Raw genomic sequence first — 23,086 nt, 5'->3', positions numbered from 1 at the left:
CGTCCGAACCCTTCGGCCAAGCGCCCCTTTCGCGACCGGCCGGGCCGGATTTCCCACGGATCGAGAACGACCATGACCAAGCCAATAGAATTCGGGATGGACACTTTCGGCGACGTCACCGTCGGTGCCGACGGCAAGCTGCTGCACGAGGCCGAAGTCATCCGCAACGTGGTGGACGAAGCGATCCTCGCCGACGAGGTGGGCGTGGATTTTATCGGCGTCGGCGAGCATCATCGCGGCGATTTCGCCGTCTCGGCGCCGGAAGTTGTGCTGGCCGGCATCGCCACCCGCACCAAGCGAATCAAGCTGGGGTCAGCCGTCACCGTTCTGTCGTCCGACGACCCGATCCGCGTCTTCGAGCGCTTTTCGACCGTCAACGCGCTGTCGAACGGGCGCGCCGAGGTGATCCTCGGTCGTGGCTCCTTCACGGAATCCTTTCCGCTGTTCGGTTATAAGCTGAGCGACTACGAAGTGCTGTTCGAGCAGAAACTCGACCTGTTCGCGGCGCTGCTCGCCAACGGCCCTGTCAGTTGGGACGGCGAACTCCGGCCGCCGCTCAAGGACGTCACCGTCTATCCGCGAATCGAAAGCGGCAAGCTCAGCGCCTGGATCGGTGTCGGCGGCTCGCCGGAATCGGTCGTGCGTTCCGTGCACTACCGGATTCCGATGACGCTCGCCATCATCGGCGGCGACCCGAAGCGGTTCCTGCCGTTCGTCGATCTCTACAAGCGCGCCCAGCAGCAAATGGGCGCGGAGGCTATGCCGCTCGGCGTTCATTCGCCGGGTTACGTCGCCGAGACGGACGAGCAGGCGCGCGAGGAGCTTTGGCCCGGCTACAAGGCCATGCACGACCGCATCGGCCGGGAGCGCGGCTGGCCGGAGACGACCAAGGACAGCTTCATCCGCGAGATCGAACTCGGCTCGACCTATGCCGGCTCGCCCGAAACCGTGGCGAAGAAGATCGCCGCAACTGTGAAGGCGCTCGGCAACGACCGCTTCGACCTGAAATATTCGGCCGGCACCACCAGCCACGAGAAGATGATGAAAAGCATCGAACTCTACGGCACCAAGGTGATCCCGATGGTACGAGACATACTGGCAGAGAAGGACAAGGCCGCCTGACGCCTGCGAATAGCTGCAAAACCGACAAAAAAGGGCCGGCACTGCTGCCGGCCCTTTTTCTATGCCAGTCACCGGCTATTTGAGGCCAGCTTCGTAACGGTCCCAGTTCTTGACAATGTCCTGCGCGAAGGCATTGCCGACGCGGAAGGCGTTCTCGGTCGCCGGACCGAAGCCGCCGGATTTGGCGGCAAGCGATTCGGCCGCGCCCTGGCCGTCATGGGGTCGGTCGAAATTGGAAGCCGTGCGCAACACCGCGACGCGGTTGAAATCCAGCTTTCCGGCGTTCGCCGCGCGCTTCAGCGCCGTCAGCGTCGCATTGTCCTCCATCTGGCTGGTGCAGTAGTCGGCCTTGCCGTCGGTCAGGGTCCTGGCGTGGGCCGCCATTTCCCTCGCGATCTCGGCGCCGTGCCAGTAGGTGTCCGCCGATACGGTCGTGCAGACCGTCACGCCCGGCTTGGCCCTGGCAGCCTCTTGCGTATAAAGCGCGCGATAGGCGGCGGCATCCTCGCTGTCGGCAAGTTCGGTGTCCTTGCTGGCAGCGACCGCGGCATCGAGGACCGCCTTGTTCATTTCATAGACTTCCGTGCCGGCGCCCCAGCCCTGCTTTTCGCCGGGCGCCTTGGCACCGAGTTCGACGATCGTCGAGGTCCAGTCGGCAGGCGCGTCGGCCTTGCCGATGCGATGGAAGAGCCCACCGTCCACCACATAGTCGGCCCAGGCGGCCGAACCAAGCGTGCCCTTGGACGGGTCAATACCTGCGATGCCGGCCACGATGAAATAGGTTTTCGACAGGTCGAACTTGTCTGACAGGGCGACCGCTGCGGTCGAGGTCGCGGCGTCCGCAAAGCCCATCGTCGTTGTCATCACGCACAGGTCGCCGTTGCAGGAGACTTCGGGCGCGTCTGCAGCCAGGCCCGGCACCGCGACCTTTTCGGAGAGTTGAAGATTGTCGAGCCACGGCTTGGTTTCCGCTCCGAACATGGTGATGACCATCACCTTCGGAGCGATCGGCTGTGCCATCGCAACAGCGGGAGCGGCCAGAGCGAGAACGCCCAGACCAAGCGTTTTGAAGAACATGGAGCCTCCGGGAGGAACGAGGGATAACCACCCGTTCCTATCCGAACGTCAGCTGGCCGGCGACGTGCGCGTCTCAAGAAAGTTGTGAATGTCAGGCCGCCTCGCCAGCGTGCCTGGCCTCGATCTGGCCGATGCAATCGACCACGGCGTCGAAGGTCAGCATGGTGGAAGCGTGGCGCGCCTTGTAGTCGCGCACAGGCTCCAGATATTTCAGTTCCTCGAAACGGCCTGCCGGCGGCGGGCCGCCTTCCTTCAGCATCTTCAGCATCGTTTCGCGCAACGAGCGCAGTTCCTCGGCCGTTGCGCCGACGACGTGTCGTGCCATGATGGACGACGAGGCCTGGCCGAGCGCGCAGGCCTTCACTTCATGGGCGAAATCGGTGACGACGCCGTCCTGCATCTTCAGGTCGACGGTGACCGTCGAGCCGCACAGCTTGGAGTGCGCCTTGGCGGTGGCATCAGGATGATCGAGATGACCGATACGGGCGATGTTGCCGGCAAAACCGAGAATTTTCGCGTTGTAGACGTCGTCGATCATGATTTTCCGGTCCATCGCCGCACAGCGAACAAGCTTTGCCGCTGGCCAGCCTTTCATTCGCTCGGCACCACCATATATAATGGTTGCAATCCGGGAACGGCAAGGCGATCCACGCATCCAAGACCCGGAACCATGTCACGCCGCTTTCGGGGCAACCGCTCCGTGGAAGGCTGTGGTCCGTTCAACTCGTCCCTTCGCGCAAGGGACTACGGGAGACGCCTTTGATGGACGCCGTTGCCAAGAAAATCATGCCGCCCTCTGTTTACCTCGACAAGCCGGTGACCGACCGGCCGACCCAGGCCGAGGTTGAAGTCGCCGTTCGCACCCTGATCCGCTGGACGGGCGATAATCCTGACCGGGAGGGACTGGTCGATACGCCGAAGCGAGTCGCCAAAGCCTATCGCGAGATGTTCGGCGGCTACGACATGTGCCCGGCCGACGAGCTCGGCCGGACCTTCGAGGAAGTCGCCGGCTACGACGATCTCGTGCTGGTCAAGGACATCCAGTTCCATTCGCATTGCGAGCATCACATGGTGCCGATCATCGGCAAGGCGCATGTCGGCTACCTGCCCGATGGCAAGGTCGTCGGCCTGTCGAAGATTGCCCGCGTGGTGGACATCTTCGCGCACCGCCTGCAAACGCAGGAAGCGATGACGGCTCAGATTGCCGGCGTCATCCAGGACGTGCTCAACCCGCGCGGCGTCGCCGTCATGATCGAGGCCGAGCATATGTGCATGGCTATGCGCGGCATCCGCAAGCAGGGCTCGACCACCCTGACCTCGACCTTCACCGGCGTCTTCCGCGACCATCCGGAAGAGCAGCTGCGCTTCGTCACCATGGTGCGCGGCGGCGGCATCGGCTAAGCGGCCGGGTCGTCGTCACAGGAAAGGAGCCGGCCGAGGTCGGCAGTCAAGCATGCCGACCTTTGAGTTCGATCCTCCCTCCTCCGACAAGAAGACGCTCGAAGACGGCGAGGTCTTCACGCCGCGCTTCGACGCGAACGGGCTGGTCACGGCCGTCGTCACCGACGCCGGCGACGGCAAGCTGCTGATGGTCGCGCACATGAACGCCGAGGCACTGGCTCTGACGCTGGAAACCGGCATCGCGCATTACTGGTCGCGTTCGCGCAAGGCGCTGTGGAAAAAGGGCGAGACGTCCGGCAACGTGCAGAAGGTCGTCGCCGTGCTCACGGATTGTGACCAGGATGCGGTCTGGCTGCGCGTGAATGTGTTGGGCCACGATGCAACCTGTCATACCGGCAGACGTTCTTGTTTCTATCGGACGGTGGGGCTGAAGGACGGCAAGGCAACCCTTGCCAGCGACGGCAGCGCGCCGCTGTTCGATGCGGAAGAAACGTATCGAAATCCTTCGTGAATCCCTTTGCCCAGTTCCCGCCATAGATTCACCATTTCGATACGGCCCGCCTGTAGGCTAACCGTGGGACAAGGGAGAAAATGATGCTCGAATGGGCGTCATTCCGTAGCAGACCGGACGTTCGGGAAGCCGATGGCTTCTCCTCCGGCAGCCTCGCCGGCTTTCGGCTTCAGAAGAAGGCCGGGATCGCATTGGCGCTCGGCGGCGGATGCGCGCGCGGCTGGGCCCATATCGGGGTGCTGCGTGCCCTGGACGAGGCCGGGATCGAGATTTCGATGATCGCCGGCACCTCGATCGGTGCGCTGGTGGGCGGCTGCTATCTCGCGGGCAAGCTCGACGAACTGGAGGAATTCGCCCGCGGCCTGACCCGTCGGCGCATGTTCGGCCTGCTCGACTTCCGGCTCGGCGGCAGCGGCCTGCTCGGAGGCATGCGGCTCGACGCCCGGCTGCGCCAGCATCTGGAAGGCGTGCGCCTTGAAGACCTGCCCAAGCCGTTCGTCTGCGTCGCTTCCGAAATCCGCACTGGCCACGAGATTTGGCTGACCGCCGGCTCGCTGATCGCGGCCATGCGCGCTTCCTATGCGCTGCCCGGCGTGTTCGAGCCGGTCAATTGCAATGGCCGTCTTCTGGTCGACGGTGCGCTGGTCAATCCGGTCCCGGTGTCGGTCTGCCGCGCCTACGAGCAGCCGCTGGTGGTGGCAGTCAATCTCAACAACGACAATTTCGGCCGCGCCGCGGTGATCCGGCACAATGCCGGCGAGTTCGTCGCCGAGAAGGATGCGCCGCAGCCGGAAGGCACAGACCTGGAGCACCAGGCGCGCGAAACCAAGCTCGGCATCACCGGCGTCATGGTGGAAGCCTTCAACATCATCCAGGACCGCATCTCGCGCGCGCGGCTTGCCGGTGACCCGCCCGACCTCGCGCTGCAGCCGAAACTCGGCCATGTCGGCATGACCGAGTTTCACCGCGCCGACGAAGCCATCCGCATGGGCTATGAGGCGGCGACGGCGCGTATCGGCGAACTGGAGCGCCTGCAGACGGCGCTGGTGTAGAGCAATTCCAGGAAAAGTGTGAAGCGGTTTTCCGTCCGGAATTGCGGAAAACAAAGATATAGTCAGGCCTGAGCCGCATCGACGATGCGGAATTGCACGTTGCGGCTGCCGTTCCAGTGGTTCACCGACAACGAACCGGCGACATGCACGGTGCCGCCCCTGTTGCGGAGCAGGAATTCGCCGAGCGGCGTGCCGGCGGCCCGGAAGGCGATGCCTTGCAGCCGGCCTCCCGCCTCGGACGACAGATCGACCCGCACATGATTGGTACCAACCGGCCGCACATCCGCCAGCCGGTGGCGCGGCAGCACGAACAGCGGCGCGATATGGCCGGCGCCGAACGGCCCCGCCTTCTCCAGCGTGTCCGCCAGATCGAGCGTCGCACCCTCGGCGGCGAGTGCCGCGTCGACCAGCAGGCTTTCCTCGTCCTGGAGACGGAAAACGTCGGCCGCGGCGCGTTCCTCGAAGAAGGCGCGCAGGGTGCCGAGCATGGAACGGTCCACGGTGATGCCGGCAGCCATGACATGGCCGCCGCCCTTGACGATCAACCCGGCTTCCGTGGCTTCACGCACCAGCCGTCCGAGGTCGAAACCGGCTACGGAGCGGCCTGAGCCGGTGCCGACGCCGTTGGCATTGAAAGCGATGGCGAAAGCCGGACGACGGGCATAGTCTTTCAGGCGTGAGGCGAGCAACCCGACGATGCCCGGATGCCAGTTAGTGCTCGCCGTGACGATCACCGCCGGCCCCTGCCCGCCAGCGAGTTCGGCATCCGCTTCGGCGCGCGCCTCGGCCAGCATCTCCTGCTCCATCGCCTGCCGTTCCTGATTCAGCCGGTCGAGCGTTTCGGCGATCGCGCGCGCCTCGACCGGATCGTCTGTCGCAAGCAGCCGGCTGCCGAGCGCGGCGTCGCCGATGCGACCACCGGCATTGATGCGCGGACCGATCATGAAGGAGAGGTGGAAGGCGCCGAGCGGCTCGCCGATGCGCGCGACATTGGCCAGCGCGGCAAGGCCGGGGTTGGACTGCTGGCGCATCACCTGCAAGCCTTTGACCACGAAGGCCCGGTTGACACCCGTCAGCGGAACGACGTCGCAGACGGTACCGAGCGCCACCAGATCGAGCAGCGAGAGCAGGTCCGGCGGCGGCGTACCGGGCATGCGGGAGCGCAGCACCTTCGCCGTCTGCACCAGCGCCAGGAACACGACGCCGGCAGCGCAGAGATGCCCCTGCCCCGACAGGTCGTCCTGCCGGTTCGGGTTGACGACGGCGACGGCGGAAGCCGGCAGCGTACCGCCGACCTGATGATGATCGAGTACGACGACATCGGCGCCGGCCTGCTTCGCCGCGTCGATGGAGGTGGCGCTGTTGGTGCCGCAGTCGACTGTGACGATCAGGCTTGCGCCGCGCGACACCAGTTCGCGCATCGCATCGGGATTCGGTCCGTACCCCTCGAAGATGCGGTCGGGAATGTAGATTTCGGACGGTACGTCGAAATGTCCGAGGAAGCGCTTGAGCAGCGCCGAGGACGAAGCGCCATCCACATCGTAGTCGCCGAAGATCGCGACCTTTTCCCGGGCCATGACGGCCTCGGCGAGGCGGGCGGCGGCCTTTTCCATATCGGTCAGCGAGGCCGGATCGGGCAGCAGGTCGCGGATCGTCGGATCGAGGAAGCGGGCTGCCTCGTGCGCCAGCACATCGCGGCCGGCAAGCACGCGCGCCACGATATCGGGCACGCCCTGCCCCTGGGCGATGGCCAACGCCGCCATGTCCTGGCGCTCGCTCAGCCGATGCGCCCAAGCCAGGCCAGTCGCAGACCGCCGAACATCGAGAAAGAAACGCTTTTCACCCGCCATTACAGCTGCCGCACGCCTATCCTGCGTGCGGGGCACTATGCGCCGTTCGGCCGGGCGAAATCAAAACTTTTCCAGATCCTGATGCCGGGCCTTGATCTCGCGCACCGTGCGGGACGACGAGCGCAGCACGATGGTGTGGGTGGTGATGAAGGTGCGGCCGAACTTGACGCCGGCCAGCATGTTGCCGTCGGTGACGCCGGTGGCGGCAAACAGCACGTCGCCGCGAGCCATATCCTCGGCGCGGTAGATGCGGCGCGGATCGTCCACGCCCATGCGCGCCGCGCGCTCGACCTTCTCCGGCGTATCGAGGATCAGTCGCCCTTGCATCTGCCCGCCGGTGCAGCGCAATGCGGCGGCCGCCAGCACGCCCTCCGGCGCGCCGCCGGTGCCGAGATAGATGTCGATGCCGGTCTCGTCCGGATCGGTGGTGTGGATGACGCCGGCGACGTCGCCGTCACCGATCAGGCGGATCGCAGCACCCGTAGCGCGCACCGCCTCAATCAGCCTGGCGTGGCGCGGGCGATCAAGGATGCAGGCGGTGACCTCGCCGACCGGCACGCCCTTGGCCTTGGCGACGGCGGCGATGTTGTCTGCCGGAGGCGCGTCGATGTCGATGACGCCGGCCGCGTAACCCGGACCGACGGCGATCTTGTCCATGTAGACGTCGGGCGCGTTGAGCAGGCTACCTTTCTCGGCCAAGGCAACAACCGCCAGCGCGTTCGGCAGGTTCTTGGCGCAGATCGTCGTGCCTTCCAACGGATCGAGCGCGATATCGACGGCCGGTCCCTTGCCGGTGCCGACCTCTTCGCCGATGTAGAGCATCGGCGCCTCGTCGCGTTCACCCTCGCCGATCACCACCGTGCCGCGGATCGCCAACCGGTTGAGTTCCTGGCGCATGGCGTCGACGGCGACCTGGTCGGCCGCCTTCTCGTCGCCGCGCCCGCGTAGCCGGGCAGCCGCCACCGCCGCGCGCTCGGTGACGCGCACCAGTTCCATGGTCAGCACGCGGTCGAGGCCGGTGGAAAGGGTCTGGGCGATGGTCATGGGCAATATCCTCTGGCTTCCGGCCTGATGCGGGCGCCTTTTGTCAAAGCCGTGCGACAACGGCAAGGCCATTCCCACGCTTTTTCGAAAACGCAGGAATATCAATCGATTGAAAGGCGATCAGCTTAGCCCGCACGCTCGATGCGGATCACCTGCGGCTTGTCGACCAGATGACCGTCCTTGGTGACGCCGTCGACGGCCTTGCGCACGGCCGCCTCGGTCGTCTCGTGGGTGACGAGGATGACGGTCTTCTTGTCGTCGCCGTTCGTCCCGGCGGCGTGCTGGACGATCGATTCCAGCGAGATGTCGTTGTCAGCCATGCGTCGCGCGACGGCGGCGAAGACGCCGACGCGGTCGTGCACGGTAAGGCGGATGAAGTAACCGCCGGCATGGCTGCGCATCTGTGCTTTCTTGTAGGGCTTCAGCTCCTTTGCCGGGCGGCCGAACACCGGGCCGTGCTGAAAGCCGGGGCGGCTCTTGGCGATATCGGCGATGTCGCCGACCACGGCGGACGCCGTGGCGTTGCCGCCGGCGCCGGGGCCAGACAGCAGCAGTTCGCCAAGAATGTCGGTCTCGATGGCGACGGCGTTGGTGACGCCATGCACCTGCGCGATCACCGAAGCGGTCGGCACCATGGTCGGGTGGACGCGCTGCTCGATGCCGCTTTCCGTGCGCTGCGCCACGCCCAGCAGTTTTATCCGATAGCCGAGGTCGCTCGCCGCGCGGATATCGGCCTGGGTGATGTTGGAAATGCCTTCCAGATAGATGTCGTTGGCGGCGATCCTGGTGCCGAAAGCGAGGCTGGTCAGGATGGAAAGCTTGTGGGCCGTGTCATTGCCCTCGATGTCGAAGGTCGGGTCGGCTTCGGCATAGCCCAGCCGCTGCGCATCCTTCAGGCAGGCCTCGAAGGTCAGGCCCTCGGCCTCCATGCGGGTGAGGATGTAGTTGCAGGTGCCGTTGAGGATGCCGAAGACGCGCGACACGGAATTGCCCGCCATCGCCTCGCGCATGGTCTTGATGACCGGGATGCCGCCGGCCACCGCCGCTTCGTAGTTCAGCAGGACGCCCTTCTTCTCGGCGATCTCGGCCAGCGCCACGCCGTGCATTGCCAGCAGCGCCTTGTTGGCGGTGACGACATGGCGACCGGCTTCCAGCGCCGCCTTGACCGCCTCGCGCGGCGCGCCCTCATCGCCGCCCATCAGTTCGACGAACACGTCGATGCCGTTCGAGCGGGCGAGTTCGACCGGATCGTCGAACCAGGCGACATCGCCAAGATCGACGCCGCGATCCTTGCCTCGGTCGCGCGCCGAAACCGCGGTGACGGTGATCGGGCGGCCGCACTGGCGGGTGAGTTCACCGGCCTTGTCGCGCAGTACGCGCGCAACCGACGCGCCAACCGTGCCGAGCCCGGCAATTCCAATACGCAATGCTTCGGCCATGATAGGCGCCGTCCCCGGATTCGTCGCTGATGCGGGCTGTTTAGAGCATCGGACCGAAAAGTGGAATCCGGTTTTCGGAATATTCCGATGCTCAATCAAAGTGCTAGATCATCCTTTGTGCGTCTGAAAGGACGCACGGCGATCTAGCGATGCGCCGCGAGCGGCACAACATTGTTCGGCTGCTTGGCGCTGGATGCCAGGAACTTCTTGATGTTGCGCGCGGCCTGGCGAATCCGGTGCTCGTTCTCGACCAGGGCGACGCGCACATAATCGTCGCCGTGCTCGCCGAAGCCGACGCCGGGCGCCACTGCCACGTCGGCATGCTCGATCAACAGCTTGGAAAACTCGAGTGAGCCAAGATGCCGGAATTGTTCGGGGATCGGCGCCCAGGCGAACATAGAAGCCGCCGGCGCAGGTATCGTCCAGCCGGCACGGCCGAACGCGTCCACCATCACGTCGCGGCGCTTGTGGTAGATGTCGCGCACCTCTGCGATGTCGGCGCCGTCGCCGTTCAACGCGGCGGTCGCGGCCACCTGGATCGGCGTGAAGGCGCCATAATCGAGATAGGATTTCACACGCGTCAGCGCCGAGATCAGCCGCTCGTTGCCGACCGCGAAGCCCATGCGCCAGCCGGGCATGGAAAAGGTCTTCGACATCGAGGTGAATTCGACGGTCACGTCCATCGCACCCGGCACCTGCAGCACCGAAGGCGGCGGATTGCCGTCGAAATAGATCTCGGAATAAGCGAGATCCGACAGGATGATGATGTCGTTCTTGCGGGCGAAAGCGACGACGTCCTTGTAGAAATCCAGCGAGGCGACAAGCGCCGTCGGGTTGGACGGATAATTCAGGATGAGCGCCAGCGGCTTCGGGATGGAATGCCGCACCCCGCGTTCCAGCGCCGGGATGAAGCCGTCGTCCGGCTCGACCTTCATCGAGCGGATGACGCCGCCGGACATGATGAAGCCGAAGGCGTGGATCGGATAGGTCGGATTGGGACACAGCACGACGTCGCCCGGCGCGGTGATGGCCTGCGCCATGTTGGCGAAGCCTTCCTTCGAGCCGAGCGTGGCGACCACCTGCGTATCAGGATCGAGCTTCACGCCGAAACGGCGGGCGTAATAGGCGGCCTGGGCGCGGCGCAGGCCCGGAATGCCGCGCGAGGAGGAATAGCGATGCGTGCGCGGATCGCGCACCACCTCGACCAGCTTGTCAACGATCGCCTTCGGCGTCGGCAAGTCGGGATTGCCCATGCCGAGATCGATGATGTCGGCGCCGCGCGAGCGCGCGCTGGCCTTCAGCCGGTTGACCTGCTCGAAGACGTAAGGCGGCAGCCGGCGGACCTTGTGAAACTCTTCCATGTCAGTTTCCGGTCGAAGGAGGGATTGGGCGCGCGATATACACTTATTTGCAGGTAGGGTCGAGGGCGGGATCGCACTTGCCTTCGATTTGCTTCAACGTGTCCGAGGCATGCGTCTTGGCCAGCTTGTCGAGTTCGGCCGAATCGGGTGTGCCGGCCGTATTGCCCGCAGCTGCGTTGGCCGCAGTCTGGTCCGCCTGCAGAGCCGCCAGCTTGGCGTTCTTGTCGGCATCGGTGAATTGCTCGGCCGCCTGCTGGGGAGGAATGTTGAGGTTGGGGTAGCTGCCGGTGTCCTTCGGCCCGGTTACCGTCGCCGATTGCGGGGCCGCGTCCTCGATGCCGGTGCTGGTGCAGCCGGCGGCCGCCACGAGCAAAACGGTCGCTGCAAGGCTGCGGCAAAACGATCCAAGGACGAAGATGGCAGGCTGGCCGGCGCGATATCTCATTGTCTTGCCCCGAAAGTCGGACTGGCCGCTGTTGATCGGCATTGGACCGTATCCGACGTCTCATGATAATGTGTCAAGAAAACGCTTCAGGGAGGAGCCGCGTCCATCATGCCAAGCACAGCCGGATCCGGCAAAGACGCCGGCAAGACCGAGGCTCCGGACACCCCATCCGTCGAGCAATATCTGGTCAAGGATCCGGAGCGGTTCGCGCTCAACATCGCGCGCATGATCGAACAGGCCGGCAAGGCCGCCTCCGCCTGGGCCGAGCCGCGCGAGAAGGGCGAACGCAGCGACCATGTCGCCGAGCCAGCCGCCGACATGGTGCGGACCTTTTCCAAGCTGACCGAATACTGGCTGTCCGACCCCTCGCGCGCGCTGGAGGCGCAGACGCGGCTGTTTTCCGGCTATATGCAGGTTTGGGCCAACGCCATCGACCGCGTCAGCGGCGGCGCCGAGGTCGAAGACGTGGTGAAACCCGAAAAGGGCGACAAGCGATTCCTCGACCCCGAATGGGGCAAGAACGCCTTCTTCGACTTCCTCAAGCAGGCCTATCTGGTCACCGCGCGCTGGGCGGCCGATCTCGCCGAACATGCCGATGAAATGGACGAGCACACCCGCCACAAGGCGACCTTCTACGTCAAGCAGGTCACCAACGCGATCTCGCCGTCCAACTTCGTTTTGACCAATCCCGAGCTGTTCCGCGAGACAATCGCCTCGAACGGCGAGAACCTTGTGCGCGGCATGAAGATGCTGGCCGAGGACATCACCGCCGGAAAGGGCGACCTGAAACTCAGGCAGGCCGACAACACGCGCTTCGAGATCGGCAAAAACATCGCCGTCTCACCCGGCAAGGTGATCGGCCGCAGCGACATCGCCGAGATCATCCAGTACACGCCGACCACCGAAACGGTGCTGAAGCGACCGCTGCTGATCTGCCCGCCGTGGATCAACAAGTTCTACATCCTCGACCTCAACCCGGAGAAATCCTTCATCCGCTGGGCCGTCGAACAGGGCCATAGCGTGTTCGTCATCTCCTGGGTCAATCCGGACGAACGGCACGGCGGCAAGACCTGGGAAGCCTACACGCGCGAAGGCATTCAGTTCGGGCTGGACATGATCGAGAAGGCCACCGGCGAGCGTGAGGTGAATGCCATCGGCTACTGCGTCGGCGGCACGCTGCTCGCTGCGGCACTCGCCCTCCTGGCGCAGGAAGGCGACGACCGCATCCGCTCCGTCACCTTCTTCGCCACGCAGGTCGATTTCACCTATGCGGGCGACCTCAAGGTGTTCGTCGACGAGGAACAGATCGCCGCCCTCGAACTGGCGATGAACGAGCGCGGCTATCTGGAAGGCACCAAGATGGCGACCGCCTTCAACATGCTGCGCTCGGGCGACCTGATCTGGCCCTACGTCGTCAACAACTATATGCGCGGCAAGGAGCCCCTGCCCTTCGACCTGCTCTATTGGAACGCCGATTCCACCCGCATGGCGGCCGCCAACCACTCCTTCTACCTGCGCAACTGCTATCTGGAGAACAACCTGTCGGCCGGGCGCATGGAACTGGCGGGCCGCACGTTGTCGCTCTCCGACATAACCATTCCCGTCTACAATCTCGCCACCAAGGAAGACCATATCGCACCGGCCAAATCGGCCTTCGAGGGCAGCCGCTATTTCGGCGGCGAGGTCGAGTACGTCCTTTCCGGCTCCGGCCATATCGCCGGCGTCGTCAACCCGCCTTCGCTGAAGAAATACCAGTACTGGACCGGCGGCAAGGCTGTCGGCTCGCTGGCAGACTGGCTATCCGCTGCCCATGAACATGCCGGCTCCTGGTGGCCGCATTGGCAGCGCTGGATCGAGGATCAGGACGCCACGCGTGTGCCGGCACGCCAGCCCGGCGCCAAGACGCTGGGCGACGCACCCGGCAGCTATGTCAAGGTGCGCGTGTAACACGCTGTAATGTGTGGTGAGTTGACGGCGTCCGCAAAGCGGGCGAAATGGTCACGGTCAAGCATGAAATTGACTCTATCTGCTTGCTGCTGACGTTTTTCGTCGAGGCTGGCGGATTTGATACATATCTCGTTTCCGATCGCGGAAACACGACCATGCGGAAGCCGCCATGCAAACGGCGCGCTGCTGGTCATCCGAGGCGGATAGCGAGGGGGAAACGCATTGAATTCAACGGGATCGCGTCTCGCACGAGAAGGACGCCGCGCTGTCTTGGCGGCTCTTTTATCCGTGCTCGCCGCCTCCTGCACCGCCGTCAACAATCCGTCGCTATCGGTCGGAATGCCGGGCTACAATGCGACAGCCGGCGATATCGCGGCCGCATCAGCCCAGCCGGAAGCGGGCGAATCGACGGCGTCCAGTGGCCCGCAGGCGCTGATGAGCGCCGAAGGCGACACCGCCCTGCCCGAGCAGATCGCCTATTTCCCGACGCAGAAACCCGGCACGCCAGCCGAGCTCGCCATTCCCGCGCCGGTCGAGGCGCAATCCATCGCCGGCACCACGCCGCAGCCGCTGGTGCCGCCGGCGCAAAGCGCCGAAGAGACCACCGCCGCGGCGCAGAAGATCGCGGCCAGCGATGTTGAAGCATCTGCGACAAAACAGGCCGAGCAGGCGACCGCCGCGTCGGAAACGGCTACCGACAACGCGGTCTATGTTACGGCCGGCGAGATGCCGGCCGCCGAGCCGGTGAAGCCGAAGAAAACCTTCCTCGCCGCGTTCTTTGGCTCGTCGCCGGCGAAGGCAAAGCCGGCACCGACACCGATCGTTCCGGCGCCGGCACGCCAGCCGCAGCCGATCATCGAGCCGGACGCCGCGCGCCAGGCGGTGACGCCGATCGTCCAGCTCGCCTCCACCGGCGGGGATACCAAGCCGCTCGTCTCGCTCGGTTCCGAGAACGCCCTGCCCGGCGTGCGCCAGACGGCGCTGTTCGAGATCCGGCGCCGGTCGGGCATCGACGACGACAGCGACGTCGATCTCAACGAAGACGAAGGCGGCCCCTACCAGGTCGCGTCCGCCGCCGGCATGGCGCGGCTCGCGCCCAATGGCCTGCTCAAGCAGACCGAAGGCGTTGACGTCGCCTGCCTGAAACCCTCGCTGGTCCGGGTGCTAAAGACCATCGAGGGGCATTACGGACGCAAGATGATCGTCACCTCCGGCTATCGCGATCCCAATCGCAACCGCCGCGCGCGCGGCGCCAAGAATTCGCTGCATATGTACTGCGCGGCGGCCGATATCCAGATTCCCGGCGTCAGCAAATGGGATCTGGCGAACTATGTGCGCTCGATGCCCGGCCGCGGCGGGGTCGGTACCTATTGCCACACCGAATCTGTGCATGTCGACGTCGGCCCGGAACGCGACTGGAACTGGCGCTGCCGCCGGCGCAAATAACAGCGAAAAAGTTCGTCATAAGCGCGCTGCACGGGGTTGCCCGCCGCGTTCAACGCAACTATAAGCGCGCTTGGCTGCGCCCATCGTCTAGCGGTCAGGACACCGCCCTTTCACGGCGGTAACAGGGGTTCGATTCCCCTTGGGCGTACCAACCTTCTTTTCCTGAGGTTACCTCCTTTCGTCGTTTCCGTTAATCCGTCGTGCCATCGAACGAAACCCTGCAGCGATGGCCGGCGGGTAGCTTTTGGCCGGCATTGGAAAGCTCCACACGCACGCCGAATGTGCTGGAGGCGGCGTCGAACACAGAATCAACGACCTTGACGGTGCCTTCATAAGTGCCCGTGATCGGTTCATTAGGCGTGACGATTGCCGGCATGCCCAACTTGATGCTGCCGAACTTGCTCACTGGAAGGAAAGACTCGACAAACAAGGGATCGAGTTGGGCGATCGTAGCGAGTTGTCCGTCCTGGTCGAGATACTCTCCTTTGGAGAGAGACCGCTGGATCACGACACCGGTAATAGGGCTGCGGATGGTCTTCTGGTCGAGCACGGCTTGCGCCCGGGCAAGTTCCAGTTCCGCAGCACGCTTACGCATTTCCGCGAGTGCCAACTCCCGTTTTACAACCTCTGCCTCCGCAATCGCGGCATCGAGGTCGCTCTTCGCCGATATGTTGCGCTTTACCAGTTCCTCGATGCGCAACAATTTGTTCTGCGCAAGGTCCAGGCGCGCTTTTTGTGCTTCAATCTCGCTTGTGCTCCCAGCCTGCACAGTCATCAGCGCCACCGTCGCCGACTCGACTTTCGATGAGAGCGTCGCGATCGCTTCTCCGGCTGTGACTTTGTCGCCGCGGTTGATGAGGACGGAATCGAGCAGACCGGGGACCTGGCTGCCGACCTTGACGACGATTGCAGGATCGATGACGCAGTCGAACGATTCGGCCGGTGCCGAGGTAGCCGCCGAAGCCATGAAAACCAATCCTGCCGCCAACCGTGACGCCACCGCCAGAGCCAATCTGCGATAGCCGACTTTCTCGTCCCTGCGGACGACCGCCTTTCCTCTGTCGGGAGGTTGCCGAGAGCGAAGATCCTGCGCCGCAGTAAACCTTATTCGCCGGGCCGAAGACCTTGCCGACATCACTCTTTTCCTCCCGAGAATGCCAGGAGCACACCCAGCCGCCCGTCCTGTGCGAGCAGGTTCTTGCGATCCCGCCTGTGGGCGCGCTCGGCCCGGCGCTGAGCCAGATGAAAAAGCATCCGGCCGAAATGCGGCGGGCGCGGCAGGCGCGCCGACAAAAGTTCGAGCAGCGGATCCTCCATGGAAAGCACCGCCTCGGTCGTGCCTGGCTCGCCGCGCCTTGCGGTTCGCCCTTGCATCTGACGGTCTATACGCCCCGCGTCGTGCAATTCGCTCAATATGACATGAAGGCCGCCATGATCGAGAAGATCGGGGTCGACAGCGATATCGACGCCGCGGCCAGCCATATTGGTGGCCACGGTAATGCGGCCGCGGCGTCCCGCCTCGGCGATTATCCCGGCCTCGCGCGCGACGTTCTCAGCATTGAGCACTTCGTGTTCGAGCCCGGCCTCCATCAAGGACCGGCTGAGTTGGTTGGAGGCGAGCACCGAGCGCGTGCCGATCAGCACCGGCCGGCCGCTGGAATGTAACGTCCTCACGCGCTCGACGATGCAGCGCCACTTCTCGTCCTGGCTGGCGCAGATGGTGACGCCGAGATCCCGACGCTTTGATGGTACGTTCGGCGGAATGCGAACGACGCCGAGTCGATAGACCGACCACAACTCATTCGACACTTCGCGCGCGGTCCCGGTCATGCCACACAGCGTAAGATAGCGTCGAAAGAAGCGCTGATAGGTCATACGGGCCATCGGCAGCTTCCTGCTCGTCGTCTCGCATGCTTCCTTGAATTCGATTAGTTGGTGCAGCCCGTCACTCCAGGAGCGGTCCGGCATGATCCTGCCGGTGTACTCATCGACGATCTGCACCTTGCCGTCTTGGACGAGATAATGTTCGCCCTTGCGGAAGAGATGTAAGGCCGACAGCGCCTGGCGGCCCCCCTCCTCGCGCCGGATACGATTCAGCCAGATGTCGCCCATGGCCTCGGCCCTGTGCTCAAGGTACGTTCGTCCGGCATCGGTGAGCTCGATCCGTCGCTCTTCGGGCCGCATCCGGTAGTGGAGGTCAGGCTCCATATCCTCGATCAGCCGGAAGGCCTGTTGCGCCCACTCCCGTTCTTCGCCTGCGTCGGTTTCCTTTGAGATGATCAGCGGCGTTCGCGCCTCGTCGACAAGCACGCTGTCGGCCTCGTCGACGATGGCGAAATGCAACCCGCGCATCACCACTCGCTGGCCGACGCTGGCGTCACGAGCGAACTCTCTGAGCCTCGTGCGGAGGAAATTCGGACGGATGCCGAGCGCAATGCGATCGCGCAGATAGTCAAACGCAATATCCTTGTTGCTGGCATAGACGATATCGCGGGAATAGATCGCAGCCTTCTCCGCTGGCGACAGCCCGTTGGTGACGACACCGGTGGAAAGGCCCAGAAAATCGAAGACGGGCGACAACGCGCCGTGATCACGCGCCGCGAGATAGTCGTTCACCGTCACAACATGCACGGGCATCCCGGCAAAGGCAGCGGCCGCGGCCGGCAAGGCAACGGTGAGCGTTTTGCCTTCGCCTGTGTCCATCTCGACGACGGCTCCCCCGATCATTGAAAGACCCGCGAGAACCTGGACGTCGTGATGCCGCAGCCCGACGGTTCTGCGGGAAATCTCCCTCACCAGCGCAAAGAGGCCAACAACAAGCCGGTCGTCCAGTCCGTCACGGCGCATCGCGGCTCGCACCTCGCGAGCACGTCGCGCCAGATAAGCATCCGACGCCTGCTTGAGCTCCGGTTCGAGCGCGGCAACGTCGCCGACCAGCCCGCCGATCCGCGATCGCCACAGCCGCCTAAGAAACGCACTTGGCGCCGCTGTGACGGCTGCCTCGATCGGATCCAGCCAATGCTGTCGCGGGTCAGCCCGTTCAGCATACCGTTCAAGGGCGGGCAGCGGCCGCCCTTGCGCTTGCTCGCTCACCTGACTTCACCCCGCAGGCAGAGTACTGCCCCGGGGATGGTGTCTGCACCTCGGCCCCCGGGGATCCTAATATCTGTCTGTCTTCGCACGGCAGTAAGCTATGCCGAGACTTCCTCGGCCTTGGCACTGCGGCCAGCCGTCTTGGATGTGTGCCGTGATGCTTCCTTGCCGATTTCGATGGGTTCGGCCGCGCTTTCGGATGCAGTTCCCCTCGTGGCGATGCGCTCGATCATGTCGCCGAAATGGCGGAGCGAATGCAGATGCAGGTACGTGCACTCGAGTTCGTCGTTGCGGAACATGGCGAGCAGATCGGCATCGGGCAACGCCTTCAACTTGTCCCGGTTGACCGTCATGAAACCCGAAAGCGACCGACGCTCGCCGCTGTTGAGGTTGAACTGTGCCTGCATGGGTTGCAGAAGGTCGAGCGCTTTCAGCCTGTCGCAATACTCCTTGGTTCGCTGGAAGCGCCCCTGATAATCCTGAAGGAAGCTCAGGACGCCCTTCAGATACTGCGTCTGCTGTCCGTCATTGTCGAACAGTCGCTCGCCGCGCCCTTCCCGATTGCAACCCTCGAAGCTCTCATCGATGTGCAGGATGAAGGTCTTGCCTGACTTGTCGGTGGAGAAGACGAAAGGATAGCGGCGGACAAAGGCCGGTATGTATTTGCCCTGCCAGGCGCCCTCGTCATTGATGAATAGGTTCTCGGTTTGCTGGGCACCGAGCACCACGACCGGCATGACCGCATCGTCGGTACCGGCGAAGACGATCGGATATTCAGCCGCTGCCTGGGCAAACTCGACCGCCGTGAGCGGTACGGAGTTGACGCTGCTTGCAAAACGGTAGCTGACACCCGCCTTGACGGCGAGGTCCCTGTGGCGCTCGGCACTGACTGGCGTTGCATTTTGATAGAAAAGCAGTTGTGTGGACATGAAACACTCCCTCGTTAATCCAAGGAGAATCCCGACGCCATCTGCAGGCTGAAATGATATTTACTTATTTTCGCCGCCTGGCTCCCCCGGATAGCAATGGAACACGTTCATGGCTTCGCTGTCCAGTCAGATTCCAAAAGGCTACAAAGAATCGTTAACACCAAGATAACCGTCGAATCGAACAGAGAGACTTACCCGTCGATTAAAACTACGATATAATATCAAAGTTATCACCTTTGTTCCCAAAATTTTATCATAGATAATATCTTCTAATCTAAACAATACATTATTTTATCAATAATATTCGTTAAGTCATATTTGGAAAACGCGCAGGAATACCTGCCTAAAACCTCGATAGAGACGCCCTACAAGCGGTTCCGTCCCATATGAAAAGCGCACATAGACGCGACTGCCGATACGCGGAATGGTTCGATCCTTATCCAGGCGCAAATCGAGATGGAGAAGATTGGCAACCACACGGCGCTGCTTTGGGTCGGTCGGATCAAGCGAGATCGCGCCGCCGCCGGCGGTGCTCAAGGCGGCGCTCGGCAGAGAGTCGCTCAGCGCCGGCACTTCCCGGATAACGCTGGCGGGAACGGCCCGCCACATATCGCCAACCAGTCTCACGCTGACATCACGGGTGCGGCTGCGTACCAGATCCGCTTCATCTTCGGGCACGACGACCCGGATCAGCGGATGGTCGAACTCGGCGACGTAACCCACCGTCTCGCCGCGGTGCAGGAAGCGTCCGACAAGGTCGGTCGCCCCTGGCAGGATGAAAGTTCCGGCAGCCTGACTGCGCACGGTGAGCGATTTTTGCCGGTCCGTGGCCAAGGCGAGATCGGCCTCCGCCAGCCGAAGCTCCTCCTTGATGATGAGCGAATTGGCTTCATCCGCTATATCCTGCTTGCCCAGCCTCACCCGCAGTTCCCGGACGCGTATCGTCAGTAGCTCGACCTTGGCCGAAAGCAGCGGGTCCTCCAGCCTGACCAAGGGCATCCCAGGCGCCACTTCGCTGTCCGGAGCGGCCAGAACCTCCTTCACGACGCCATCGGCCCCGACATTGACGATGCCGTTGCCGGGTAACCAGACTATTCCCTGTGCGATCGTCGAATGCGGTAACGGGACCAGGAACAGTACCACCGCAAGCGCGGCGATCGTGCCTGAAAGCACGCCGAAGGCCCGTCCGCGATTATGCCGGAGTACCGGGCTGGTCAGCAGGAACCACATTCCCTTCGCGGCCGGCACGCCAAGCATCAGTATGACCGCCCACACTGCGATAAGCGTCCCCACGATGAAAAACTGCCGACTGACGAAAGTGACGATCGCCGCCGTGATGGTAAGCCGGTAAAAGAAGGCAGCGAGCCCGTAGAAGAAGAGCCAGCCCGCCTCCCCCGGCGCCGTGACGGGGGAAGTGGCCGAGCGTATCCGGAACGCATAGCGCTGAACCAGGTAACCGAGATAGGCGTTGGCACGACTGGCGAGGTTCGGGATCTCAATAATGTCGGAGAGCACGTAATAGCCGTCGAACTTGAGCAGCGGGTTGCCATTGAAGACAAGCGTCGACACGCCGCCGATCAGCATCACGTTGAAGGCGAAGGCCCGCACCAGCCCGGGTTCCGCGTTGATCCAGACAATCAACGCCAGCGCGGCGAGCACGATCTCGACCAGTATTCCCGCACCGCCGACCAGCGCCCTGTGCCATTTGTTCTGGAAGGCGAGGCTGTCGGATGCATCGACATAGGGCACAGGCATGAAGACGAGCAGCATCACACCGATTTCGTGGACAGTGCCGCCCCACCGCTTTACCGCATAGGCATGGCCGAGTTCGTGCACCGCCTTGATCATCGGAAAGGCGATGAGCAACAGGATCAGGTTCTCCGCCGACAGCACGCGATCCGTGACGTCCTTGGTAAGCGCACTCCAGTGCACCCCCGCGAGCACAATGGCGTAGCCCAAAAGCAGGCAGAAACCGAGTGCGCCCACCCAGGAGAAGAGCGGTCTTATCAGCGGCAGGGTCGCTTGCAGAAATTTGTCGGGGTCGATCAGGCCGAAGCGCAACGCCAGCGGATTCATGAAGCTCATGATGAGCTTGCGGTCGCGCTGTTTCTTGCCCCTGTCGGCGAGTTCTCCGATGTCGGGCGGCACGTCGCCGAATAGCACGTCGGCCGTGTGCAACTGTCCGAGAAGCTGGATGACCTCGTCCTGGGTCATCACCTTGTCTTCGAGTTGCGCGCAGGCCATGTCCCAGATTTCCTGGATCGTCCGCGTGCCGTCGAGCAAGCTTATGATGAACCAGGTTTCGGGCGTGAACCGGTGGAAGCGGCCGGACGTCCTGTCCTGCAGCACATACCAGAGCTGTCCACGGAAGATGGCTCTGTGGATGCGGGCGTGACTGCGCAGCCTGAGCTTCAGGCCAGAGACCCGATACCAGGACGAGCTGAAATAGGACTGTTCCATCGGTTCGGCCTAAGGCAGCCAACGCCACAGGACGAGGTAGGCCCAGTCCAGCATCTTGCCGGCATAGCTCATAACAAGAAGACGCCGGTCGATCGCCGTTTTTGCGATACCCTCCATGCCCGGTCTGAGCCGAGCACTCGGATGGTCCAGGGCGGCTTCCACCTGGAAGAAGTTCCGACCGTCCTTCTGCATGGAAAGCGCGGTAATCTGCTCAATGTGGTAGCTCATGGGCTCCTGCGGCAGGGAGGCCACGCGCAGCACGCCGGTTTGGTTAAGCGCAATGTCGTCGATGTCGCTTTCGTCGACTTCCATGACGACCCGGTACGTATCGAGGGGCGCAATCCGGAACAACTCCTGTCCCCTTTCGACGGCAGCTCCGATCGACTGGCTCAGGTCGCCCTGGACCACGAAACCATCGAACGGCGCGACGAGACGGGTGCGCCTCAGTTGTTCGTCGATAAGCTTCAGTTGCGCGTCCGCCTGCTCGATCTGGGTCTTGATGATCGCCGCCTCGGCGCGATCGTACTTGGCGAGCGCTCGGTCGTATTCGGTGATCCGCTGCTGGCGCGAAGTGGAGAGCCTCAAGCGCTCGAAGGAAAGATCCTGGTCGTCGAGTTGCGCCAGCGTGTCGCCCTTCCGGACCGTTTCGCCGGCACGCACGTTCTCGCTGGCTACGTAGCCGTTGAAGGGCGCCACGATCGTCCGCTGAATCGTGCCCCTGACAATGGCCGGCGACGTGACGGTGTGGTCGGTTGTGGCCACGCTAAGCCAGGCCACTACAGCGACGAAACAGAGTGTAGCGAGTTTGCGACCGAAGTAGCGGGGTCCGAGCAGCCGCTGGACCTGTCTGGCGAATGCTTCCCAGATCTTGACGAAGATGTTGCGATCGTTGCGGCGCTTTTCCTCGAGCACCGGTCCGACGACGGCTGCCACCGCGTCGCACAGATCGACCTCGGCCTCATCGAACTCTCGGCCTGCCGGCTTGATGAAGGTAATCGCACCGATCGGTTGATGGTCAGCCTGCAGCGGCACTGTAAGCACGCCGCCAGTCTTGTGCTCCCGGGCAAGTTCCTCATGTTCGCGGCTGACCCGATATTCCCAGCTTTCCCGCGCTGGATGCAGCACGATGGCGCGTTGGTCAACGGCCTCGTCCATCGCTGCGGCAATATCTTTTACAAGATTGATTTTCTTTGAGAAATCGGCGGTATGCGAAACCGCTACCACCGAACACCGGCGATGCCTGACGAAGCCGACGCTGACCGGATCGCAGTTGAGCCGTAGTGCAAGCTCCGTGACCAGGGCCGTACTCGCTGCGGTAATACCACTGTTGTCGAGCACGGTCGCGAGCATGTCAAAGGCGATGCGGCTGCGCTCGCGCGCTTCCTGGTCCTCGGCCTGCATCTGGCGCCGCAACAGGACTTCCATCCAGCCTGCCGCCCACTGCATGCGACGCAAGGTCTCGCTGGCGCCGATCTCATCCCCGGTGGAGGAAACCGCGCACACACCATAGACCCGCCCATCGACGATGAGCGGCTGGGCGATCTGCCGAACCGTTTGCGCTCCGTCCGGGCCCGTGCCGCTGGTAATGGCACCCTGACGCTGGGCGAGCGACTTCTCTGCGATGGCGGAAAGGCCGACACCGACGATTTCCTTGTCGGGCCACCATGCCACCGGAGTAAATGGGCCGATATCCGGCTCACCGAGAACGGCCAGACCAGCCATCACGCCCGGAATCTGCCGGCAAAGAAGCGCCAGCCACGCTTCTACGAATTCCTCCGGCCCTGCGGCGTTGCGGAACTTGTGCCACAGGGCCTGGTCAAGAACGGCGAAGCTCACCGTTCCTGATGCTGGATCCGTCTGGCCCGGCGCCGGGCCCCTCAGCAATTCATTCATACGCCGGGCATACCTC

The 23,086-nt window shown here is 63.4% G+C and carries 18 protein-coding genes and 1 tRNA gene; 7 read left to right on the top strand and 12 right to left on the bottom strand.

The genetic code is table 11. From position 1 onward, the window contains the following. Positions 1 to 72: 72 nt before the first annotated feature. The gene (locus tag E6C48_RS07375; protein WP_136355611.1) at positions 73 to 1,122 is read left to right on the top strand and encodes an LLM class flavin-dependent oxidoreductase; all 1,050 of its coding nucleotides are present in this window, start codon (positions 73 to 75) and stop codon (positions 1,120 to 1,122) included. A gap of 75 nt (positions 1,123 to 1,197) precedes the next feature. Here E6C48_RS07375 and E6C48_RS07370 read toward each other — a convergent pair whose 3' ends face one another. Further along, the gene (locus E6C48_RS07370; protein WP_136355608.1) at positions 1,198 to 2,199 is read right to left on the bottom strand and encodes a purine-nucleoside phosphorylase; all 1,002 of its coding nucleotides are present in this window, start codon (positions 2,197 to 2,199) and stop codon (positions 1,198 to 1,200) included. Positions 2,200 to 2,290: 91 nt separating this feature from the next. After that, the gene (locus E6C48_RS07365; RefSeq protein WP_136355606.1) at positions 2,291 to 2,737 is read right to left on the bottom strand and encodes an iron-sulfur cluster assembly scaffold protein; all 447 of its coding nucleotides are present in this window, start codon (positions 2,735 to 2,737) and stop codon (positions 2,291 to 2,293) included. A gap of 224 nt (positions 2,738 to 2,961) precedes the next feature. Here E6C48_RS07365 and folE point away from each other — a divergent pair, with 224 nt between their 5' ends. From folE to E6C48_RS07350, 3 genes are all read left to right on the top strand, one after another. Beyond that, positions 2,962 to 3,600 (top strand): GTP cyclohydrolase I FolE, encoded by a 639-nt coding sequence (gene folE / locus E6C48_RS07360; protein WP_136355604.1) that lies wholly within the window; start codon positions 2,962 to 2,964, stop codon positions 3,598 to 3,600. A 52-nt stretch (positions 3,601 to 3,652) separates the two neighbouring features. Then, positions 3,653 to 4,111, top strand: a complete 459-nt coding sequence (gene hisI / locus E6C48_RS07355; protein ID WP_136355602.1) for a phosphoribosyl-AMP cyclohydrolase — start codon at positions 3,653 to 3,655, stop codon at positions 4,109 to 4,111. Between the two features lie 83 nt (positions 4,112 to 4,194). Beyond that, positions 4,195 to 5,163: a patatin family protein gene (locus E6C48_RS07350; RefSeq protein ID WP_136355936.1), complete on the top strand. Its 969-nt coding sequence runs from the start codon at positions 4,195 to 4,197 to the stop codon at positions 5,161 to 5,163. Positions 5,164 to 5,225: 62 nt separating this feature from the next. On the opposite strand, the gene recJ is transcribed toward E6C48_RS07350, so the two are convergent. The 5 genes from recJ to E6C48_RS07325 all read right to left on the bottom strand — a co-directional run bounded on the left by recJ (position 5,226) and on the right by E6C48_RS07325 (position 11,344). Continuing rightward, positions 5,226 to 7,013, bottom strand: coding sequence for a single-stranded-DNA-specific exonuclease RecJ (recJ, locus tag E6C48_RS07345; RefSeq protein WP_136355600.1), 1,788 nt, complete (start codon positions 7,011 to 7,013; stop codon positions 5,226 to 5,228). A 60-nt stretch (positions 7,014 to 7,073) separates the two neighbouring features. Beyond that, positions 7,074 to 8,057 carry a class II fructose-bisphosphatase gene (gene glpX / locus E6C48_RS07340; RefSeq protein ID WP_136355598.1) on the bottom strand — a complete coding sequence of 328 codons (984 nt, stop codon included), beginning with the start codon at positions 8,055 to 8,057 and terminating at the stop codon, positions 7,074 to 7,076. Positions 8,058 to 8,182: 125 nt separating this feature from the next. Beyond that, entirely contained in the window at positions 8,183 to 9,496 is a 1,314-nt protein-coding gene (locus E6C48_RS07335; RefSeq protein ID WP_136355596.1) for a homoserine dehydrogenase, read from the bottom strand. Positions 9,497 to 9,639: 143 nt separating this feature from the next. Beyond that, the gene (locus E6C48_RS07330; protein WP_136355593.1) at positions 9,640 to 10,857 is read right to left on the bottom strand and encodes an LL-diaminopimelate aminotransferase; all 1,218 of its coding nucleotides are present in this window, start codon (positions 10,855 to 10,857) and stop codon (positions 9,640 to 9,642) included. Between the two features lie 43 nt (positions 10,858 to 10,900). Beyond that, positions 10,901 to 11,344, bottom strand: a complete 444-nt coding sequence (locus E6C48_RS07325) for a hypothetical protein (protein WP_230978689.1) — start codon at positions 11,342 to 11,344, stop codon at positions 10,901 to 10,903. 66 nt (positions 11,345 to 11,410) lie between these two features. Here E6C48_RS07325 and E6C48_RS07320 point away from each other — a divergent pair, with 66 nt between their 5' ends. The 3 genes from E6C48_RS07320 to E6C48_RS07310 all read left to right on the top strand — a co-directional run bounded on the left by E6C48_RS07320 (position 11,411) and on the right by E6C48_RS07310 (position 14,846). After that, positions 11,411 to 13,249 (top strand): PHA/PHB synthase family protein, encoded by a 1,839-nt coding sequence (locus E6C48_RS07320; RefSeq protein ID WP_136355591.1) that lies wholly within the window; start codon positions 11,411 to 11,413, stop codon positions 13,247 to 13,249. Between the two features lie 270 nt (positions 13,250 to 13,519). Beyond that, the gene (locus E6C48_RS07315; protein ID WP_136355589.1) at positions 13,520 to 14,695 is read left to right on the top strand and encodes a YcbK family protein; all 1,176 of its coding nucleotides are present in this window, start codon (positions 13,520 to 13,522) and stop codon (positions 14,693 to 14,695) included. Between the two features lie 76 nt (positions 14,696 to 14,771). Continuing rightward, positions 14,772 to 14,846: transfer RNA gene (locus E6C48_RS07310), tRNA-Glu, on the top strand. Between the two features lie 39 nt (positions 14,847 to 14,885). On the opposite strand, the gene E6C48_RS07305 is transcribed toward E6C48_RS07310, so the two are convergent. The 5 genes from E6C48_RS07305 to E6C48_RS07285 all read right to left on the bottom strand — a co-directional run bounded on the left by E6C48_RS07305 (position 14,886) and on the right by E6C48_RS07285 (position 23,070). Then, a complete protein-coding gene (locus E6C48_RS07305; protein ID WP_168734473.1) occupies positions 14,886 to 15,662 on the bottom strand; it encodes an efflux RND transporter periplasmic adaptor subunit in 777 nt (258 codons plus the stop codon). A gap of 167 nt (positions 15,663 to 15,829) precedes the next feature. Further along, complete coding sequence (locus E6C48_RS07300) at positions 15,830 to 17,788, bottom strand: preprotein translocase subunit SecA (RefSeq protein ID WP_230978688.1); 1,959 nt, start codon at positions 17,786 to 17,788, stop codon at positions 15,830 to 15,832. 98 nt (positions 17,789 to 17,886) lie between these two features. Further along, positions 17,887 to 18,717, bottom strand: a complete 831-nt coding sequence (locus E6C48_RS07295) for a SapC family protein (RefSeq protein WP_136355585.1) — start codon at positions 18,715 to 18,717, stop codon at positions 17,887 to 17,889. Positions 18,718 to 19,029: 312 nt separating this feature from the next. Then, positions 19,030 to 21,177 (bottom strand): zinc metalloprotease, encoded by a 2,148-nt coding sequence (locus tag E6C48_RS07290; protein WP_136355583.1) that lies wholly within the window; start codon positions 21,175 to 21,177, stop codon positions 19,030 to 19,032. A gap of 9 nt (positions 21,178 to 21,186) precedes the next feature. Beyond that, a complete protein-coding gene (locus tag E6C48_RS07285) occupies positions 21,187 to 23,070 on the bottom strand; it encodes an HlyD family efflux transporter periplasmic adaptor subunit (RefSeq protein ID WP_136355581.1) in 1,884 nt (627 codons plus the stop codon). Between the last annotated feature and the right edge of the window lie 16 nt (positions 23,071 to 23,086).

It is taken from the genome of Ollibium composti (assembly GCF_004801285.1).
Taxonomy (GTDB): Bacteria; Pseudomonadota; Alphaproteobacteria; order Rhizobiales; family Rhizobiaceae; genus Mesorhizobium; species Mesorhizobium composti.
The sequence above is the reverse complement of the archived record's forward strand: the minus strand, read 5'-3'. Positions and strand labels throughout refer to the sequence as shown.

What these genes read in the sequence shown, in the direction of transcription:
- E6C48_RS07295 (WP_136355585.1), bottom strand. Translation starts at nt 18,717, where the DNA reads ATGTCCACACAACTGCTTTTCTATCAAAATGCAACGCCAGTCAGTGCC.
- E6C48_RS07350 (WP_136355936.1), top strand. Translation starts at nt 4,195, where the DNA reads ATGCTCGAATGGGCGTCATTCCGTAGCAGACCGGACGTTCGGGAAGCC.
- E6C48_RS07320 (WP_136355591.1), top strand. Translation starts at nt 11,411, where the DNA reads ATGCCAAGCACAGCCGGATCCGGCAAAGACGCCGGCAAGACCGAGGCT.
- folE (WP_136355604.1), top strand. Translation starts at nt 2,962, where the DNA reads ATGGACGCCGTTGCCAAGAAAATCATGCCGCCCTCTGTTTACCTCGAC.
- glpX (WP_136355598.1), bottom strand. Translation starts at nt 8,057, where the DNA reads ATGACCATCGCCCAGACCCTTTCCACCGGCCTCGACCGCGTGCTGACC.
- hisI (WP_136355602.1), top strand. Translation starts at nt 3,653, where the DNA reads ATGCCGACCTTTGAGTTCGATCCTCCCTCCTCCGACAAGAAGACGCTC.
- E6C48_RS07335 (WP_136355596.1), bottom strand. Translation starts at nt 9,496, where the DNA reads ATGGCCGAAGCATTGCGTATTGGAATTGCCGGGCTCGGCACGGTTGGC.
- recJ (WP_136355600.1), bottom strand. Translation starts at nt 7,013, where the DNA reads ATGGCGGGTGAAAAGCGTTTCTTTCTCGATGTTCGGCGGTCTGCGACT.
- E6C48_RS07365 (WP_136355606.1), bottom strand. Translation starts at nt 2,737, where the DNA reads ATGATCGACGACGTCTACAACGCGAAAATTCTCGGTTTTGCCGGCAAC.
- E6C48_RS07290 (WP_136355583.1), bottom strand. Translation starts at nt 21,177, where the DNA reads ATGGAACAGTCCTATTTCAGCTCGTCCTGGTATCGGGTCTCTGGCCTG.
- E6C48_RS07325 (WP_230978689.1), bottom strand. Translation starts at nt 11,344, where the DNA reads ATGCCGATCAACAGCGGCCAGTCCGACTTTCGGGGCAAGACAATGAGA.
- E6C48_RS07285 (WP_136355581.1), bottom strand. Translation starts at nt 23,070, where the DNA reads ATGAATGAATTGCTGAGGGGCCCGGCGCCGGGCCAGACGGATCCAGCA.
- E6C48_RS07370 (WP_136355608.1), bottom strand. Translation starts at nt 2,199, where the DNA reads ATGTTCTTCAAAACGCTTGGTCTGGGCGTTCTCGCTCTGGCCGCTCCC.
- E6C48_RS07330 (WP_136355593.1), bottom strand. Translation starts at nt 10,857, where the DNA reads ATGGAAGAGTTTCACAAGGTCCGCCGGCTGCCGCCTTACGTCTTCGAG.
- E6C48_RS07375 (WP_136355611.1), top strand. Translation starts at nt 73, where the DNA reads ATGACCAAGCCAATAGAATTCGGGATGGACACTTTCGGCGACGTCACC.
- E6C48_RS07305 (WP_168734473.1), bottom strand. Translation starts at nt 15,662, where the DNA reads ATGGCTTCGGCGGCTACCTCGGCACCGGCCGAATCGTTCGACTGCGTC.